A 17579-nucleotide genomic window follows, 5' to 3' on the forward strand; every position below is an offset into this window, starting at 1 on the left:
TACTCGTCTTACCTTTTCTGATAAGCATGATTGCTCGAGATGCCTGCATGCCGCCCGCCCGTTGCCAGGGAAAGCATGCCTATGCAGCGCGGCTCAGGCGCATACGGTAGGTTGATTATCGGCGAAGGGTGCACGAGCCCGCGTGCGCTAATACACGAATGGCCGCATCTGCAGGGCTTTTGGCGGTAGTGATCGGTTCCGCGCCATATCCTGTTTTCATGTCCGATTTATTCGTTGCATGCGTTGTATCCGGGTTCACCGAATCGATGCAGGAAGCGCACCGAATGAGGTCTTGCGACCAGACAATCACCTGCCGACTTGCGGAAACTTCGCACTACCGTTTTGGAGATTTCGATGAAAAACGCGCTACGTGTAGTGCTATTCCCGCTCATCGCCGCGACCGCGTTCGCCGCGGCGCCCTTTGCACATGCAGGCAATTTCGCCGATGCCGCCATGAGCAACGGTCAGGCCGCGGGCGGCGCGGGTGAGATGGACTTGCTCGGAAGTCCATCGACGTATTCGGACCCGTATGGTGCGCCGACCAACGGCAAAGGTGGTAAGCGCGGACCCATCACGAACGGGCAGACCACTGAGGGCATCTCGCCCACCGACAAGTTGCTGGCCCAGCAGAACGGCTATGTCGGCAATCCCGGTGCGGGTGCGCAGTTGCGGGCAACGGGCCGAAGAAACGATGCAGCCACCGCCAAGGCCATGTTGATGCCGCAAGGCGCGGCGGCCACGCTCTATCCCACGCCGGCGGGACTCAAGCCTCCGGCCAATGCCGCGCGCGCCAGAGACATCTACAAGTCGCCCTACTAAAAACACAAGGGTTCGTCTTCGATGAAAGACGAACCCTTGCAAGTCACGTGAAACAGCCAGCGCGATGCTCTGCTATTCGATCTTCTCCACGACAGGCGCACGCTCGATAAACATATCCGTATCCGCCGGCCGCGCAGCCGCTTCCTTGATCCGCACCGGCGCCGCATGCGGAACCGGCTTGCCGATGAGCGATATCAAGCGGTCTTCGAGGCGTGCAAACACGGAAGCCGGCGACAGACGTTCTTGTGCAAAGAGCCGTCCTTGCTCGCCATGCGAAGCCCGCAACTCCGGGTCGCCGATCAGCATTTCTATCGCATCGGTCAGGTCCTTCGCGCTCTCCGGCTTGATCACGACGCCACGTCCATTGACGGCTTCGTAGAGTTCCGTGCCGCCATGCGCCATGGCAATCACGGCGCGTGAACTGGCGAACATGCCGGTGAGCTTCGAAGGCATCACCAGATCGGCGACATCGCCGCGTTGCGGAAGCACGTGGACATCGGCGAGATTGAGCAGTTCGTTCAGACGCTCCACCGGCTGAAGGCACATGAAGCGCGTGTTCTTGAGACCCGCGCAACGCTTCTGCAATTCCGCCTTGGTCGCGCCGTTACCGCAAAACACGAAGACGATGTCATCGCGCGATGCGAGTGCGGCGGCGGCATCGGCCAAAACTTCAAGGCCTTGCTTCGCGCCCATGTTGCCCGAATAGAGCACGACGCCCGTATGTTCTCCGATCCCGAGTTCACGACGAAACTCGCTCGGACGATCGAGCGGAAAGATCGCGCCGGTATCGACCCAGTTGGGCAGATGGAACACGCGCGTCAGCTCCACGCCCTTCTTCACCGCGCGATCGACCATCTTGTCGGAAATCGACGAGACGACGTCGAAGTGCTTCATCAGCCAGCGTTCGAAGCCGAGCGCCATGCGGCTGGCGCGCGCGTTCTTGAGCAGGCCGAGATCGAAGGCGGCATCGACCTCGAAATCCTGAATATGCAGCCATGAACGCGCGCCGGTCAGACGTGCCAACGCAAGTGCGCCAGGCGCGTTGGCGAGGCTCGGTGCAATGCTCATCACGATATGCGGACGCCACGCCACGTGCGCCGCGAGCGCGGGCATGGACGCCAGCGCGAACGACGCAAGATGCAACATGCGCTTTGCGCCGCTCGGCTTCTTGGGCACCCATAGCGGCGCGCGCCATACACGCACGCCCTTGCGCGACTCGATACGATGAAGCCAGCTTCGATACCCCTCGCCGACCTTCCACTCCGGGTAGTATGGCGGCGCGCAGACGACGCGCACTTCGTGGCCGCCCGCGGCCAGTGCTTCTGCCATCTCTGCCGTGTACTTGCCGGTTCCCGTCAGCTCGGGCGCGTAATTCAGCCCGTAGATCAGTATTCTCATTTGGTCCCTCGCCCGACTAACGCGCCTTTCGCTCCGAACGGCTTTCGCGTCCGGCAAGGCGCCAGCCACCAGGCGCGCAGGACCGCGCGTCTGGCAGCGTCTCTTCACTACCTGTGTGCGTCTTCCTCCATCTACCGTCCCGCTTTGGCCACCCGCTTAGTTGGTCAGCAAGAGCGCGCAGCCTCGCGCGATATTGGCAGCCGCCGTGGGCGGATCGAAGCGCTGAATCACGTCGGTGCAACGGCTCGCCGTGCCCGCCGTATCGGCGAACGCTTCCAGCGACTTGAGCATTGTGCGATGCAAGGCCGCCACATCGCCCGCAGGGAAGGAGTAACCCGATACCCCTTCCACCACGAGTTCCGGAACGCAGCCGCAGCTTTCGCTGACGATGACCGGACAACCATGACTCAATGCTTCGTTCGTGACGAGACCCCACGGTTCACGCCGGCTCGGCAACACCATGCACGTCGCGCTGAAATACTCGCGCGACAGTGGCGCGTCTTGCAGACTGCCGAGAAACTGCACGGATTCCTCGAGACCAGCCTCTTTCACTTGCTGCTTCAACGCGTCGCCGAGCGGGCCCGTACCTACGATACGCAGCTGGGCATTCGGCACGCTCTTCTTGAGCGTACTGAACGCTTCGACCAACGTATCAATACCCTTCTCGGCGGACAGACGTCCGACATAGAGGAACACCGGCTTGTTGCCTTGCCGATGTAGAAGCCGGTCATCACCCACCGTCTTCGGTGAAAACGAACGCGGCAGCGCGGCAGCCTGACAAGGGATGAAAATGTTCTCCTGCTTCGCACCGAGCGACATCAGATACTCGCGGCTGCGCGTACCGAAAGCGAAGTAACCATCGCACAGCGCGAAGAACACGCGCTTCGGAATGGAGGTCAACATGCGGCGCGGATTGTCACGTGCAGTTGAATCGCAGAACACAGCGCGGCGCTTTCCGGTGAGAATGCACGCGGCCATCATCGCCCAATATTCCGGACGGTGATACCCCGGCAAAACCACGAGATCGGACTTCGCCTTGAGCACTTCCCAAGTGAGACGCATGGTCATGCGCCAGGTCGGCACGTCTTCATAGCAGCCGCTGTATAGCTTTCTCATCGGGTAGCGGTGGAACGAATAGTCGACATCGGAAAAGCCGATGCGATCGTGCTCCGTATCCGCGATCTGCACCATCGAATAACGAATAGAGCCGGACCCCGAGATGTTATGCAACGCGGACAAAACTTCGCCTTTATGCCGCGACCACACGACGTTATGAAAAATGGTCACTGATGCTGACATTTCTTTTGCGTCCTTTGGAAAGGATTCGATATGTTCGCGGCTGGCTATGCGGCGACCGGCGTTTGCATCGATTCGTCACGCGAGAGGAAGTCCCCGTACGTCGCGCGGATGCCTTCTTCCAGTGCGATCGACGCCTTCCATCCCATGCCTTCGAGCTTTGAAACATCGAGCAGCTTGCGCGGCGTGCCGTCCGGCTTGCTGGCATCGAACTCGAGTTGACCGTCGAAGCCGACCACTCGACAAATCGTATGCGCGAGTTCGCGGATGGTCAGGTCTTCACCTGTCCCGACGTTGAATACGCCTTCGCTGATGTCGCTTTCCATGAGGAAGGTCGCGGCATCGGCGAGATCGTCGACATGCAGGAACTCGCGACGCGGCGTGCCCGATCCCCAGACCGGCAATGTCGCATCCCCTCGTTGCTTCGCTTCGTGCGCCTTGCGAATCAGCGCGGGCAGCACGTGACTGCTCTTCAGGTCGTAGTTGTCGTTCGGGCCGTAGAGATTCGTCGGCATGACCGAGACGAACTTCGTGCCGTACTGACGGTTGTACGCCTCGCACATCTTGAGGCCCGCGATCTTCGCAATCGCATAGGCTTCGTTGGTCGGCTCAAGCGCCGATTGCAGGAGATATTCTTCCTTGATCGGCTGCGGGCAGGCCTTCGGGTAGATGCACGACGAACCGAAGAACACGAGCTTGCTCACGTTCCAGCGGCAGGCCGCGTGAATCACGTTGGTCTGGATCGCGAGGTTCTCGTAGATGAACGAGGCGGGCATCGTCGAATTCGCGAGGATGCCCCCTACGCGCGCCGCCGCGAGAAACACCACGTCGATATGCTCTTCCTCGAAGAACAGGTTCACCGCGCCCTGGTCGGTGAGATCGAGATGCGCCTTCGTGCGCGTCACGATGTTGCGGTAGCCGGCCTTATTGAGCCGGCGCACCAGCGCCGAGCCCACCATGCCGCGATGTCCCGCCACGAAAATGCGTGCGTGCTTGTCCATGCGCTTTACTCGTGATGTTCCAGGGCCTTGAAACCGGCGAGCGTGACGAGTGCGTCGCGTCGGGCAATCTGATAGTCCGCGCGCACCATCTCCTTGACGAGTGTCTGGAAGGTGGTCTGCGGACGCCAGCCGAGCTTGGCATGCGCCTTCGACGGATCGCCGAGCAGCGTTTCCACTTCGGTCGGACGGAAGTAGCGCGGATCGACACGCACGATCACCTGACCCGGCTTCAGCTTCGTCTCGCGGCCTTCCACTCGATCGACGATACCCACTTCATCCACGCCCTCGCCTTCGAAGCGCACGTGTACGCCGAGTTCGGCCGCTGCCTGTTGCACGAATTCACGCACGCTGTATTGCACGCCCGTTGCAATCACGAAGTCTTCCGGCTGCTCTTGCTGCAGCATCATCCATTGCATCTCGACGTAGTCGCGCGCATGGCCCCAGTCGCGCAGCGCGGACATGTTGCCGAGGTACAGATCGTCCTGCATGCCGACCGCGATACGCGCGATGGCGCGCGTGATCTTGCGCGTGACGAAAGTCTCGCCGCGCACCGGCGATTCGTGGTTGAACAGAATGCCGTTGCATGCATACATGCCATACGCTTCGCGGTAGTTCACCGTGATCCAGTAGGCGTAGAGCTTCGCGACCGCATAGGGGCTGCGCGGATAGAACGGCGTGGTTTCGCGCTGGGGAATTTCCTGCACGAGACCATAGAGTTCGGAGGTCGATGCCTGATAGAAACGCGTCTTCTTTTCGAGGCCGAGAATGCGGATGGCTTCGAGAATACGCAGCGCCCCGAGACCGTCGGCGTTGGCCGTGTATTCCGGTTCCTCGAACGACACTGCAACGTGGCTTTGTGCCGCGAGGTTATAGATTTCGTCGGGCATCACGCGCTGGATGATGCGCACGAGGCTCGTCGAATCCGTAAGGTCGCCGTGATGCAGAAACAGACGCTGGTCCGGATCGTGCGGATCACGATACAGGTGATCGATGCGGTCAGTGTTGAAAAGCGAACTACGGCGCTTGATGCCGTGCACCTCGTAGCCTTTTTCGAGCAGCAATTCGGCCAGGTACGACCCGTCTTGCCCCGTGATGCCCGTGATCAAAGCGACTTTGCGGTCCATGCTTAACCTCTCGTATGCGGTCTGAGTGTTGGCGCGCCCATGCACATGGTGCGCGCCGGTCATTGTTCTTACAGGCGGCGTCCGGTTTTTATTCTGCGATGCTTTCGTAGCCGTAATAGCCAGCGTAGGTGCTGCCCATCAACATCTTCGATTGCGGTACATCCGTGAGCAGTACGCCCTTCATGTTCACGCCGCCGTGATGCAGGCGCTTCATCGTTTCCCCGATTTCCTGCACCTGATTCTTGCCATGCCGCACGACGAGAAGACTCGTGCCCGCATGCTTGCCGATCACCGTTGCGTCGGTCACCGCCAGCACCGGCGGGGTATCGACGATCACGAGGTCATACAGTTGCTTCAAATGCTCGAGCACTTCGCCCAGGCGATCGCTTGCCAGCAGTTCCGACGGATGCGAAGGCAGCGAGCCCTTGGTGATCAGGTCCACGCCCGGCAGGACATCGTGCAGAATCGCGCTCGTCACGTCCGCGCCCATCAGCACATCCGACAGACCCGGCGAATGACGCACGCCGAAATGCGAGTGAATGTCGCCACGGCGCATGTCGCCGTCGATCAGAAGCACGCGCTTTCTCGTCGATGCAACCAGCGTCGCCAGATTCACCGAAAGGAACGACTTGCCCGCTTCAGGACGCGAACCGGTGAGCATCACGACGTTGTTGCGCGCATCGGCCAGTTGCAGGTTGAGCGACGTGCGCAGGCCGCGAATGCCTTCGACAGCGGCATCTTCCGGCGCTTGCGCGGCAAGCACGTGCAGTCCTTCGCGGCGCATGCCCACCTTGCGTTGCAGACGCAGTTGCTGCGTGCTGCGCGGCACGATGGCGAACACACGCACGCCGAGTTGCTTTTCGATCTCTTCCGGACGTTCGACACCGCCGTACAGGGACTTGCGCACGAAGGCGATCAGAATGCCGAGCACGAGGCCGATACCGGCTGCGATCAGGATCACGATCACGCGCTTCGGACGGACAGGATCATCCGGCGCTTGCGCATAGTCGACCACGCGCACGTTGCCGATCTGCCCGGCCTTCGCAATGCGCAGTTGCTGCGCGCTGTTCAGGAGGTTCGTGTAGAGCTCGGTGTTGACACGCACGTCACGCAGATAACGCAGCGCGGTCTGCTCGGTATCCGGCAGCGTCGAGACGTTCTTGCCGAGACGCGTTTGCGCGCCGGTGAGCGATGCGATCTGCGCATCGAGCGCCTGCACCGACGGATGGTTGGCCGTAAAGCGCAGCGACAGTTCGGCGCGTTGCTGTTGCAGGTCCGTGAGCTTGGTCTTGTTATCGACGATCTGTTGCAGCAGCAGGCGGCTTTCCTCGGAAAGGTCGACCGTGCCTTGCTTGTTGCGGAACGTGTTGTACTTCTGCTCGGCTTCGTCCAGTTGCTTCTTCAGAATGGGCAACTGCTGATCGAGGAACGACAGCGTGTTCTCGGCTTCGGCGGAACGCTTGTTGGCGTCCTGCGCGACGTAGCGATTAGCGATGTTGTTGACGATCTGCGCGATTTCCTTCGGGTTGCCGCCTTCCAGGCTCAAACCGATGATTCCCGATTGCAGCGCCGTTTCCGCCACCGTCAGACGCTTCTGCAGATTGTCGATGGTCGTGAGCGTCGAGAAGCGTTGCAGTTCGAACTGCACGCCTGCCGGGCTTTCGAGCTTGTCCACCTTGAGCTTGACCGGACCGAACGCGGTCACGCCCGCGGCTTCCTGGCCGACCTTGCCGGTGAGAATGGAAACGCCGTCCGGGTCGTTCAGCACGTAGGTGCCGTTTTCTCCGGCGACCAGCGTGAACTTCTTTTCGTAGAGTTCCTTCGGCGTGTCGAAGAGCGGCACGTCGATCTGTTCATTGCCCCACGCAAAGCGCGAGAGGTAGCCCGAGGGAATGGGCATGTTGAACATGTTGAACACGCTGCCAACCAAACCGCCCACGAAGGGCATGGTGTGCGGAAGCGCGCTGATGTCGAGGTGCAGACGGCGCACCGTGTCGTCGACGACGAGGCGCGAGCGCAGCAGTTCGATCTGCGCGGCCGTGGTCGACTTCGCGTCGAACATCTGCGAGACGGCCTGCAATGCGTTGGGGTTCGCTTGAGCGTTGCCCGCGTTATTCGACTCTTCCACCTGGATCAGCGCGTCGGCCTTGTAGGTCGGCGGCGCAATGAAAGCGTACGCGGCACCCAGTGCGACCACCGCGAGCATCACGGTCATCACGAGCTTCCAGTTGCCCAGTACAGCGGCCAGGTAGTCGGATAATCGCAACTCGTCGCCGGTCGAGACGTCCGAGTATCGTGTATCAAAGTTCATGGCCATGGTCTCGCTCGCTCTTTCTTTAAGTCGCACAAGGTGGACCGGCGCGCCCCTGCGCACCGGTCTTGAGGCTTACTTTGTAATCACGGCCGCGGTCAGGCCTGCATTGATCGCCGGCAGCAACAGGTTAAGCACGCGGCTGAAACGGACGAGTCCGTTGTTATCCACGTAGACGACATCCTTCGGTTGCAATTCGAAACTGTTCGCAAGCAGCATGGACACAGGCGAACGCGCGTCCAGCTTGTAGACTTCAGGCGTATCGGTCTGGCCATTGCGAATCACGTACAGCTCCTTCGGATCCGAAGTCTCGGCGTTGAAGCTGCCGGCTTGCGAGATCGCGTCGGACAAGGTCAGCTTGCCGTTGCGCATCGGGATCACGGTGGCGGGCTTGGTCACTTCGCCCATCACGTAGACGCCGTTCTCGTCGCGCGAATCGATACGCAGCGCATCGCCCGGCTTGAGCATGATGTCCGACGGGCTGCGGCCCTTCGAGGTCATGCTGGCCATGTTGATGTGATACGTGACGCCATCGCGGATCAGCGTGACGCGGCTCTGGTCCGCCGTCGTCGCGAAACCGCCCGCGCGTCCGATCGCTTCGGTCAACGTCATCGGAATGTCGTTGATCTGTTGCGAGCCGGGCGTACGCACGTCGCCGTCGATATACACCTGCGAAGCGCGGAACGAAGCCACGCGCACCGTCACCTGCGGCTTCACGAAAACCTTCGACAACTCCGAGTACAGCTCGCGCTGCACTTGCGATTCCGTCTTGCCCGCGACGTGCAGCGTGCGGTTCACATACGGGAACTGCAAGTTGCCGTCCGCATCGACGATAAAGCCGGGAGCGGCATCCGCGATACGCGTCTGCTGGGCCGGTTGGCCGAGCGCGGCCACGAGTTCCGGGTGATCCCATACCGTGATCTGCAGCACGTCGCCCACGCCGAGCTTGTACGGCGTCGCCTTGCCGTAGAGGCTCGCATTCGGATCGTCGGTGGCCGACGGTTGCGCGGCCTTCAACTTGCGCACGAGCGAGAGATCGATCGGCGTGATCGGAATGTTGACCGTGGTTGCCGGGTCGCCCTGGTCCGTCGAAGTCTCGACGAGAGCCGCGGGCTTCTCCATCTTCATACCCGGTGCGAGACCGCAGCCTGCCATCACGACGCAAAGCGTGGCCGCCGCCGCAAGGCTGCTGAGCCGGAAGCCCGACGACTTCGACATTTGGATATTGGCGGCCATGGAGATGCTGCCTGGTTGTTGTTGGTTGTGCATGTAGGTCGTCCCCTGCATCAGTAAGCGTTGGTGTGGCGTAGTCCCTTGAAGATCGTAGCGGCGATGATTCTCATATCGAGTCCGAACGACCAATTACCGAGGTAGTACAAGTCATGAGCGACGCGTCCTTCCATTTTTTCGATGCGGTCGGTTTCCCCGCGAAAGCCGTTGACCTGAGCCCAGCCGGTGATGCCCGGCTTGACCCGGTAACGATGGATGTACCCCGACACGACCTTTTGATAAAGGTCGTCATGTTCGAGTGCGTGCGGACGCGGGCCCACGACCGACATGTCGCCGCGCAGAACGTTGAAGAACTGCGGCAGCTCATCGAGGCTGGTACGGCGCAGGAACGCTCCGACACGAGTCACGCGCGGATCATTGCGCGTGGCCTGGCGAAGCACTCCGGCCTGTTCCGTGTGCATGCGCATCGAACGGAACTTGTAGATGTTGAAGACGCGGCCATCCGCGCCTTTACGGCGTTGCGTGAAGAGCACCGGACCGCGCGAAGACAGCTTCACGGCGATGGCGCAGGCAATCAGCAAGGGAGCGACGGCGATGATCGCGGCAAGCGCGAAGGCGCGGTCGAAGAGTTCTTTCTGCAGAAGCGCGCTGGGCGACAACGGCGACGCGACGAGATTGATGGCGGGTTCGCCGAGCAGATCCGTCACACCGCTTTCGAAGAGCGCGAGGCTGCGCACGTCGGGAATGAAACGCACGTTGACGAGGTCGTTGCGGAACTCGTTCACGAAACGAAGGATGGTGCGTTCTTCCGAGAGCGGCAAGGCGAGCCAGACTTCATGCACGTTCTGGGTACGCACGTAGTCGACGAACGCGTCGAAGTCTTCGTACACCGGAACGCGCGTGTTGAGACGGCCCTGACCGGGCGTTGCGTTGAACGCGGCGCTGGCGCGAAAGCCGGCGTCGGTCGTGCGGTCGATCTTTCTGACGATGGAATCGCAATGCTTGCCGCAACCGACGATCGCCACCTGGTGCAGGTTGAGACCGGCGTTGCGTACATTAGCGAGGACCGCATGGGTGAGCAGACGGCCGGCGATCAGAAGCGCGCCGGACATCGCGGTCCAGTAGGCGAACCAGAGGCGCGAGACGTAGTCGAGGCGATGCAGCGAGAACATCAGCGCAAGTGCGCAGCCCTGCACGACGAGCCAGCCCAGTGAGACCTGGCACGCGAGCATGAGCTTGCTACGGCCGCGCCACGATTCGTACACGCCGAAGCCGGGAAACAGCGCGAGCGAGAAAGCCGCCGCAAAGGCGACGAACGCCACCGAATAGGCGTGTGCCTCTATGTACTCGAACCGGATCTGCGACGCCACAGCGGCGCCGCCGACGATCATGGCCACGTCAAAAAGACGCGCCAGCAATCCTTGTAAATCGCGCATGTCATTCCCCCGAACGCAATCGCTTGTTGCCTGACACCACCTGCCTCTTTTGTCCTCCCTTCGCGTAACGGTCTTTATGTCGTTGGTTACCGCTGCAAAGAAGACTGCCTTGTTCGTATGCGCCGTCGATCAGCTGCGGCCATACGTATCGTCGAAGCGCACGATGTCGTCTTCGCCGAGATAACTGCCGGACTGCACTTCGATCATTTCGAGCGGTACCTTGCCCGGGTTTTCCAAACGGTGACGCACGCCGAGCGGAATGAAGGTCGATTCGTTTTCCGAGAGCAGGAACTGCTCTTCGCCACGCGTGACGAGCGCCGTGCCGCTCACGACGATCCAGTGCTCCGCGCGATGGTGATGCATCTGCAACGAGAGCTGTGCGCCCGGCGTCACGACGATGCGCTTCACCTGGAACCGCTCGCCATGTTCGATGGAGTCGTAGAAGCCCCACGGACGGCGCACCTTGCGGTGAGTGTCGGCTTCCGGCGCATGCTGCTCGCGGATACGCGCGACGAGACCCTTGATGTCCTGCACGCGGGAACGGTCGGCCACGAGCACGGCGTCATCCGTTTCCACGACGATGATGTTGGTCGTGCCGACGCAGGCCACGAGACGGCCGCCCTCGGAGCGCGCATAGCTCGAGGTCGCGCCTTCGAACACCACGCGGCCGCTTGCCACGTTGCCCGAGTCGTCCTTGTCCATCGCGTCCCACACGGCGTCCCACGAACCGAGGTCCGACCAGCCCGCGACGAGCGGCACCACCACGCCTTCGCACGGCGCGCTCGGCGTGCCGATGTGTTCCATGACCGCGTAGTCGATCGAATCGGACGGCGCGCGGCCGAATTGCGCGGCCTGCGGACGGATGAACTTGCCGTCGTCCTTGCCTTCCGAAATCGCGGCGCAGCAGGCCGAGTGCATGTCGATGTTCAGCTTCTCGAGCGCGGCGAGCCAGACACTGGCGCGCACGACGAAGATGCCGCTGTTCCACCAGTACGTGCCCGCGGCGACGTACTGCGCGGCGAGTTCGGCGGCGGGCTTTTCGACGAAGCGGTCGATCTGATGCGCGCCGTCTTCGAGCGCCTGACCGATACGGATATAACCGAAGCCCGTATCCGGGCGCGTCGGCGGAATACCGAGCGTGGCGATCACGCCGCGCTCAGCGTGTTCGGCGGCAATCGCGATTGCGCGATGCAGCGCCGGCAAGTCGGCGATGGAGTGATCGGCGGGCATCGCCACCATGATCGCGTCCTGACCGCCCTTCACGGCTTGCAGCGCGGCGAGCGTGAGCGCGGGCGCCGTGTCGCGGCGTGCCGGTTCGACGATGATGCGTGCGTTCACGCCGCTTTCGCGGGTCTGCTCTTCCGTCGTGAAGCGATGCTCTTCACCGCACACGATGATCGGATCGGCTTCGACCTTGAAGTTGCCGGAGAAGCCCTTGAGGCGTCCGACCGTGGCTTGCAAAAGCGAATCGCGGCCAACGATGCCGATCAGTTGCTTCGGGAATTGCTCGCGGGACATCGGCCACAGGCGCGTGCCCGAGCCGCCGGCGAGAATGACGGGCACCAGGCGCCGGCATGCCTCGGCCGTCGTGGCCGAAGACGCTTCTGCGTTCGCTGCGTTCACCGTCACTTCGCTTTCCGTGCGTGCATCATTGCTCATATCAGGACTCCTGCCTGCAAGTTCGAACGCGCAGCATCTGCCGCCCGAGAATGATTGAGTCCCGGACCAATCTGGTCCGGCCAAATGTTCGACGCTAAACGCCATCCTTGTCCGCTACCCCACAGAAGGCGGGGTCTGTCGAACCGGCGTCCAGTCCGCGTGGATCAACCGTTAGCTTCGCGCCGGCTCTGCATCCGATATTCGGTCGGAGAGATCAGAAGGCGCTTGCGAAAAATCTTGGCGAGGCGGTCGCCGTTGCCCATGCCGCTTCTGCGCGCGATCTTGTCCACCGGCAGTTCCGAGTCGGTGAGCAGCGCGCAGGTCACGGCGAGGCGTGCCTGCAACAGATAATCGGAAGGCGTGATGCCCATCTCGATCTTGAAGCGGCGCAGAAAGTTGCGCTCGCTCATGGCGGCGACCTGAGCCGCATCGACGACGGAGATCGGCCGCTCGCAGTTGTCCTGGAGCCAGCGCGCCGCCGCGCGAATCTTGTCGCCCGCGGATGCCGCGCCGCTGTCGCCCAGGATGGACACGAGCTTGGCGGCGGACCCCGGCATCAGGCGTTCGGCCACGTTGCGCGAGATGTCCAGCCCGAGGTCGCGCTTGACAAGCAGGAGCGCGCCCTTCATCGATTCGTAGCGATCGCCGCCATCGGCGGACGGTTCGTCGCGCACGAGGTGGATCATGCTGTTGCCGTAGCGCGCCTGCGGGTCGTTGAGGCCCGGATGCACGCTGCCGATACCCGCGGCTTCCAGCACCTTGCGGCCTTCGGAGATCGCCTTGACGACAGTGGTCTTCGAATTCACGCGGCGCACCCATTCGATGATGCGGTCGTCGCGGGCCGCTTCATCCGCGCCGCGACCGCCGGCCACGAAGAGCGCATCGAAACCGCCGTAGTGACGAGCATCGAGACCGTCGGTCCAGACGCGCACCGACGACGAGCACGCGACGTTGCCGCCCTCCACCGAGAGAAAGCGCACGTCGTACTTGCAGTCGGCCTTCGCTTTCACCGACGACAGTTCGTTCGCCATGTGAAAAACTTCCGCGACGATTCCCGCGCCGAGGAGCGAAAATCCGTCGAACAGCAAAATCGCGATGCGTTTCACCTCGGTCTGAGACGGTCTCGTCGCGGGCGGCATCCAACCCATCACTGCGGGTTCGAGAGTGGCGTAAGGCATGGTCATCCTCTGCTGCTTTTTTGTTCCAGGAGTACGGCTTGCGTTCTCGGCCATTGCATTGCATCAAGGACTTTCCCGAACTGCGCCGGGTTGTCGTGACCGATGGGAACGAGAGGTTGGCGGAATCGATCCGTTGGTGTGAATAATAAGCAGACAAAGTTTTTTGTGGTGCGGATTTTCGCTCTTAAACCACAAAATCTGTTCGGTTGTGAGGGTGACCGCACATTGATATCTATCCCCAAATTCTTTTAGCGCAATCGTCCAAAGACTGACGAAACAAATACCGCGATTCATCATACAAACTTTATGCAAAGCGCCGGCTTGAAAAGAATTCGCGTATCGTAGAAACCGCTTTAGAAACTCCCGCCAAGCGCTAGCGCACGGCCCTGTGCGGCTCACAGACGATTGCGCCCTCGTGGGGGAAGCGTCGAAACTGATTCATCCGTGCAACATCGCATGCTTGGCGACTGTTCAGACGTTTCATCGGAATCGGAAATTTGTGGTTAATCCTCAATCCGGCGCCTATTCTCCAATTGATTAATTAGCTGTCTCGAATTAGATAAGTTTTGGAACGCTAATAATATTTCCTGGATTATATGAGCGCGCCAATCCGGATTATCAAAAGCGCTTTGGACGTGGGAATCAAAAGCCGAATTTAATTAACTTTTGAAAGATTTCCTAAGACCTATCCTGCTGCATTGCAAGGCCGCGTTTCGCCGCAAACCACCGTGCACGTTAGACGTGCGCAGCGTGCTTATCCGCCAATGATTAGTCATTTGCGGCGGTTTCTGTTCTGAGCCTCTTTTTTGAATGACCGATTGAAAGAATCTGTAATCTGCAATGCCTGATTCACAATTAATGGGCGTAATCGCGTATTTGACTGATCAGCGAATTCTTCGCACCGCGTCCCGCGCCGGCGGTCAACTTTTCCGCGCCCGCCGGGACCTTCGTTACGATTTGGAACGCCTTGGGTGTTTCACTCCTGATAAGCGCGCGGTCGTTCTCGAAGATCGGTCTTTTCGACACGATGAAGCTGCTATCGCACGCCGGTGGCCTGTATTCATCGGACGAAGCGGGCTTGCACGTGCGCGCGCGCACGCAGTGGAGTAAGAAGTGGACGGCATCATCGCTTCTGAGCGGCACCGCGCGCGCGCGAGAAACGTTTCAGTTTCGTAGCATCGGCGGCGCTTGGCGTCACGGCTCGCTCCTCATATCTCCCATACGGCCAAGGTCACGCGAACGATGAACGGATTACTCGCACCCCGCTTCACCGCCCTTCGCGTTGGCTGCCTCGCGTTTGCGCTCGCCTTCCTTGGGTCGATGACCGGCTGCGACGACGCCACGTCCGAGGAAGCGGCGCCTGCCGCCAGCGCGGTGATCATCGACGGCACCGCGTGGATTCCCTGCGCCGCCGAATACGGCGTCTGCACATTCGAAGGCGCCACGCGCGTGTTGTACGGCACGCCCGTGCAACACGCGATCAAGACCTTCACGGGCAGCGCACGCTGCGACAACAGCGCCTTCGACGACCCCGCTCCCGGCGTCGAAAAACATTGCTGGTATGCGAGCACGACCAAGACGGCAGCGCCCCGCGCGCAGTCCGCCGCGGCCGAACAACAAACCGCTCCCGCCGATACCCCGCCGCTTCGCTGCAGCGCGCCGACACCGCCCGTATCGGCGTCAGTGAGCGGCGATATGCTCGAAGCGGACACGCCCGGCAGCGACGGCACGCGCATGTTCGCGCTGAAGACGCCGGTGCGCGTGGCCATCACTACGCGCGCCAAGGGCGCCGATACCGTCACATGGCAGATCCGCGACGCATGGAACACGGTCAAGGCGAGCGGCCAGTTTGCCGTCGATGCGCGCCCCGCGACTACTACGATCGTCTGCACGTCGGAGGCGGCGGGTTACTTCGCGGTGAGCGCATCGCTCAAGTCGGGTAAGAGCGCGTTGCCAACGCGCGGCACACGGCCCACCGGCATCGCCACGTTCGGTGTGCTGCCGGTGGTGGCTCCGGCGCTGCCGCCCGTGGCATTCGAGCATCCGGATCAGCATCGCTTCGGCGGACAAGGCGCGGCGTATCTCAAGCCGGGTCAAAGCTGCTGTTCCGGCGACGGTTATCGTCCGCTCTATCCCGAGCTAGGTCTCACCTGGGTCAACGACAACCGCAACTGGTACATGACCGAGGAAAAAGGCCCGAACACCTTCAACGCGGCAGCGGACAACCTCGCGCCCTACTTCAAGCCGGGCGATCTGCTGCGCCTCATTCAGCTCGATGGCATTCCCGCATGGGCGAGCCCCACGCACGAGCGCACGCACAGCTACGCGCCTTCCTCGCTCGATGCATACAGCGCCTACATGAAACGTGTCGGCGTGGAATCGAATGCAGTGAGAAGGCGCTGGTTCCCGCAGCAAGCGCACAACTACTACCAGGTAACATGGGAACCGGACTACGAAGGCGGTCTGCCCTGGCGCGACACGGACGCCAATCTCGTCGCGATGTACAAGGCCACCGCCGAGGCCATTCACGCGGGCGACCCCAACGCCGTCGTAATGGGCCTGACGCTGTCGAATCTGGCTTCAAACACGACGTGGCTCAAGCGTCTGGCGCCGCTTGGCATCGGCAAGTATCTGGATGGCGTGAGCGCGCATGGTTATTACGACGTGGGCACGTCGCCGTCGCACCCGCCGGAACGTTTCGATGCCGACGCCTCCACCGCATCGAAAGCGATGCCCGCCGCGATGCGCGAGCTGCGCCGCACGATGACCGAAGTCGTGAAGCCGGGCGCAAAGCTCTTCGTCACCGAGACAGGTATCAGCTACGACCTGAACACGAAGTACGGCCCGGCGACGCCGAACTGGAACGTGCTCTATGCACAAGGCGCGGTGACGGCGCGCGCGCATCTGATATTGCTTGGCGAAGGCGCGGACGTGAGCTTCGTGTTCTATTCCGCCGATCCGCCCGAGGTGGGCTATGGCATGTTCTTCGATCTCGTGAATGCGCAAGGCGGCTACGGGCAGACGCAGATCAGCCCGAAGCCCGCCGCGATGGCCGTGGCCGCCATGACGCGTCTGATCGACGGCACGACCACGCTCGGCTATGTGAACGGCACGCCCAAAGGCGTCTACGCCTACGCGTTCCAGCGGCTGAATGGCGGCAAGGTGGTCACCGCGCTCTGGACCCATAGCAATGCGGTATGGCCGGGACCGAAGGGCTTCGATGCGTCGCATGGAGCGAACTACAGCCTCATCGTCGATGCGCCCGCGAAGTCCGGCACGGTGACGGTATTCGACATGATGGGCAATGCATCGGCCATGAAGTACAGCGACGGACGCCTGCCGCTCGTGCTGACCGAGGCGCCCATATACGTCGTCTCCGATAACGCCGATGCCATGCGCGCCAACGTCACGAAGCCCGCCGGATACACGGGTCAATGAGCCCTTGGCGAGCGGAAAAACCCGTGGCACACGCGGACGATCTTTCGGCGCTTTTCGCCAGTGTCGTTCATGCCTGTCGCGAGAATTCGCGCGCTACACTGAACGCGCGCCGTGCATATCGCGCGAGCAGCATCCATAACGATTAAAAGCAAAGACCAATGGAGCAGCAATGCTGAACGTGGACGATTTCATGACGGTGGTCCGGCTCACGCCGCTCATTTCGATCGACCTGATCGTGACCGACGGCAACCGCCGGGTTCTGGTCGGTCATCGCCGCAATCGACCCGCACAGGGCACGTGGTTCGTGCCGGGCGGGCGCGTGGACAAGGACGAATCGCTCGATGCCGCGTTCAAGCGCGTCGTCAGTAACGAACTGGGCGTGGCGAGCGTCGAGCGTTCGTCGTCGCGCTTTTATGGCGTGTTCGAGCATCGCTACGACGATAACTTCGCCGGCGAGCCCGGCTTCGGCACGCACTACATCGTGCTTGCCTACGCGATGAACCTGAGCGGCACGGTGCCCATCGGCCGCTTCGATCAGCACAGCGATTATCGATGGCTGCTGCCCGATGAACTGCTCGCACGCGAAGACGTGCACGAGAACACGAAGGCTTACTTCCGCTAAGCCGTGCAGCAAAAAAACGGCGCGCATCGCTGCGCGCCGTTCTCATCGAACCGAAACAGATGATGCT

At 61.5% G+C, this 17579-nt stretch carries 12 protein-coding genes; 3 read left to right on the top strand and 9 right to left on the bottom strand.

Translation table 11 applies throughout. The features are described 5' to 3' along the window. Positions 1-354 precede the first annotated feature (354 nt). Positions 355-819, top strand: coding sequence for a hypothetical protein (locus P9250_RS29120; RefSeq protein ID WP_310396527.1), 465 nt, complete (start codon positions 355-357; stop codon positions 817-819). A 72-nt stretch (positions 820-891) separates the two neighbouring features. Here the strand turns inward: P9250_RS29120 and P9250_RS29125 are convergent, their stop codons facing one another. The 9 genes from P9250_RS29125 to P9250_RS29165 all read right to left on the bottom strand — a co-directional run bounded on the left by P9250_RS29125 (position 892) and on the right by P9250_RS29165 (position 13452). Further along, positions 892-2217: a glycosyltransferase WbuB gene (locus P9250_RS29125; protein ID WP_309844144.1), complete on the bottom strand. Its 1326-nt coding sequence runs from the start codon at positions 2215-2217 to the stop codon at positions 892-894. A 156-nt stretch (positions 2218-2373) separates the two neighbouring features. Beyond that, on the bottom strand, positions 2374-3516 hold the full coding sequence (locus tag P9250_RS29130; RefSeq protein ID WP_310396529.1) for a glycosyltransferase family 4 protein: 1143 nt from the start codon (positions 3514-3516) through the stop codon (positions 2374-2376). A 44-nt stretch (positions 3517-3560) separates the two neighbouring features. Next, positions 3561-4514, bottom strand: coding sequence for a GDP-L-fucose synthase (locus P9250_RS29135; protein ID WP_244826040.1), 954 nt, complete (start codon positions 4512-4514; stop codon positions 3561-3563). Positions 4515-4519: 5 nt separating this feature from the next. Then, positions 4520-5638, bottom strand: coding sequence for a GDP-mannose 4,6-dehydratase (gene gmd, locus P9250_RS29140; RefSeq protein WP_244826041.1), 1119 nt, complete (start codon positions 5636-5638; stop codon positions 4520-4522). Between the two features lie 88 nt (positions 5639-5726). Next, complete coding sequence (locus tag P9250_RS29145; protein WP_250509400.1) at positions 5727-7955, bottom strand: polysaccharide biosynthesis tyrosine autokinase; 2229 nt, start codon at positions 7953-7955, stop codon at positions 5727-5729. A gap of 69 nt (positions 7956-8024) precedes the next feature. Further along, positions 8025-9218, bottom strand: coding sequence for a polysaccharide biosynthesis/export family protein (locus tag P9250_RS29150; RefSeq protein WP_409014955.1), 1194 nt, complete (start codon positions 9216-9218; stop codon positions 8025-8027). 17 nt (positions 9219-9235) lie between these two features. After that, on the bottom strand, positions 9236-10615 hold the full coding sequence (locus tag P9250_RS29155) for an undecaprenyl-phosphate glucose phosphotransferase (protein ID WP_310396532.1): 1380 nt from the start codon (positions 10613-10615) through the stop codon (positions 9236-9238). A 129-nt stretch (positions 10616-10744) separates the two neighbouring features. Next, positions 10745-12274 (bottom strand): mannose-1-phosphate guanylyltransferase/mannose-6-phosphate isomerase, encoded by a 1530-nt coding sequence (locus tag P9250_RS29160; protein ID WP_244826048.1) that lies wholly within the window; start codon positions 12272-12274, stop codon positions 10745-10747. A 164-nt stretch (positions 12275-12438) separates the two neighbouring features. Further along, a complete protein-coding gene (locus P9250_RS29165) occupies positions 12439-13452 on the bottom strand; it encodes a GlxA family transcriptional regulator (protein ID WP_244826049.1) in 1014 nt (337 codons plus the stop codon). A gap of 1242 nt (positions 13453-14694) precedes the next feature. On the opposite strand from P9250_RS29165, the gene P9250_RS29170 reads away from it, so the two are divergent. Then, complete coding sequence (locus P9250_RS29170; RefSeq protein ID WP_310396534.1) at positions 14695-16890, top strand: hypothetical protein; 2196 nt, start codon at positions 14695-14697, stop codon at positions 16888-16890. A gap of 169 nt (positions 16891-17059) precedes the next feature. Next, a complete protein-coding gene (locus P9250_RS29175) occupies positions 17060-17512 on the top strand; it encodes a GDP-mannose mannosyl hydrolase (protein ID WP_244826052.1) in 453 nt (150 codons plus the stop codon). Positions 17513-17579 lie beyond the last annotated feature (67 nt).

Origin of the sequence: Caballeronia sp. LP006, assembly GCF_031450995.1 — a bacterium.
Lineage (GTDB): Bacteria > Pseudomonadota > Gammaproteobacteria > Burkholderiales > Burkholderiaceae > Caballeronia.

What these genes read in the sequence shown, in the direction of transcription:
- P9250_RS29120 (WP_310396527.1), top strand. Translation starts at nt 355, where the DNA reads ATGAAAAACGCGCTACGTGTAGTGCTATTCCCGCTCATCGCCGCGACC.
- P9250_RS29150 (WP_409014955.1), bottom strand. Translation starts at nt 9,218, where the DNA reads ATGCACAACCAACAACAACCAGGCAGCATCTCCATGGCCGCCAATATC.
- P9250_RS29175 (WP_244826052.1), top strand. Translation starts at nt 17,060, where the DNA reads ATGCTGAACGTGGACGATTTCATGACGGTGGTCCGGCTCACGCCGCTC.
- P9250_RS29130 (WP_310396529.1), bottom strand. Translation starts at nt 3,516, where the DNA reads ATGTCAGCATCAGTGACCATTTTTCATAACGTCGTGTGGTCGCGGCAT.
- P9250_RS29160 (WP_244826048.1), bottom strand. Translation starts at nt 12,274, where the DNA reads ATGAGCAATGATGCACGCACGGAAAGCGAAGTGACGGTGAACGCAGCG.
- P9250_RS29155 (WP_310396532.1), bottom strand. Translation starts at nt 10,615, where the DNA reads ATGCGCGATTTACAAGGATTGCTGGCGCGTCTTTTTGACGTGGCCATG.
- gmd (WP_244826041.1), bottom strand. Translation starts at nt 5,638, where the DNA reads ATGGACCGCAAAGTCGCTTTGATCACGGGCATCACGGGGCAAGACGGG.
- P9250_RS29170 (WP_310396534.1), top strand. Translation starts at nt 14,695, where the DNA reads ATGAACGGATTACTCGCACCCCGCTTCACCGCCCTTCGCGTTGGCTGC.
- P9250_RS29145 (WP_250509400.1), bottom strand. Translation starts at nt 7,955, where the DNA reads ATGGCCATGAACTTTGATACACGATACTCGGACGTCTCGACCGGCGAC.
- P9250_RS29125 (WP_309844144.1), bottom strand. Translation starts at nt 2,217, where the DNA reads ATGAGAATACTGATCTACGGGCTGAATTACGCGCCCGAGCTGACGGGA.
- P9250_RS29135 (WP_244826040.1), bottom strand. Translation starts at nt 4,514, where the DNA reads ATGGACAAGCACGCACGCATTTTCGTGGCGGGACATCGCGGCATGGTG.
- P9250_RS29165 (WP_244826049.1), bottom strand. Translation starts at nt 13,452, where the DNA reads ATGCCTTACGCCACTCTCGAACCCGCAGTGATGGGTTGGATGCCGCCC.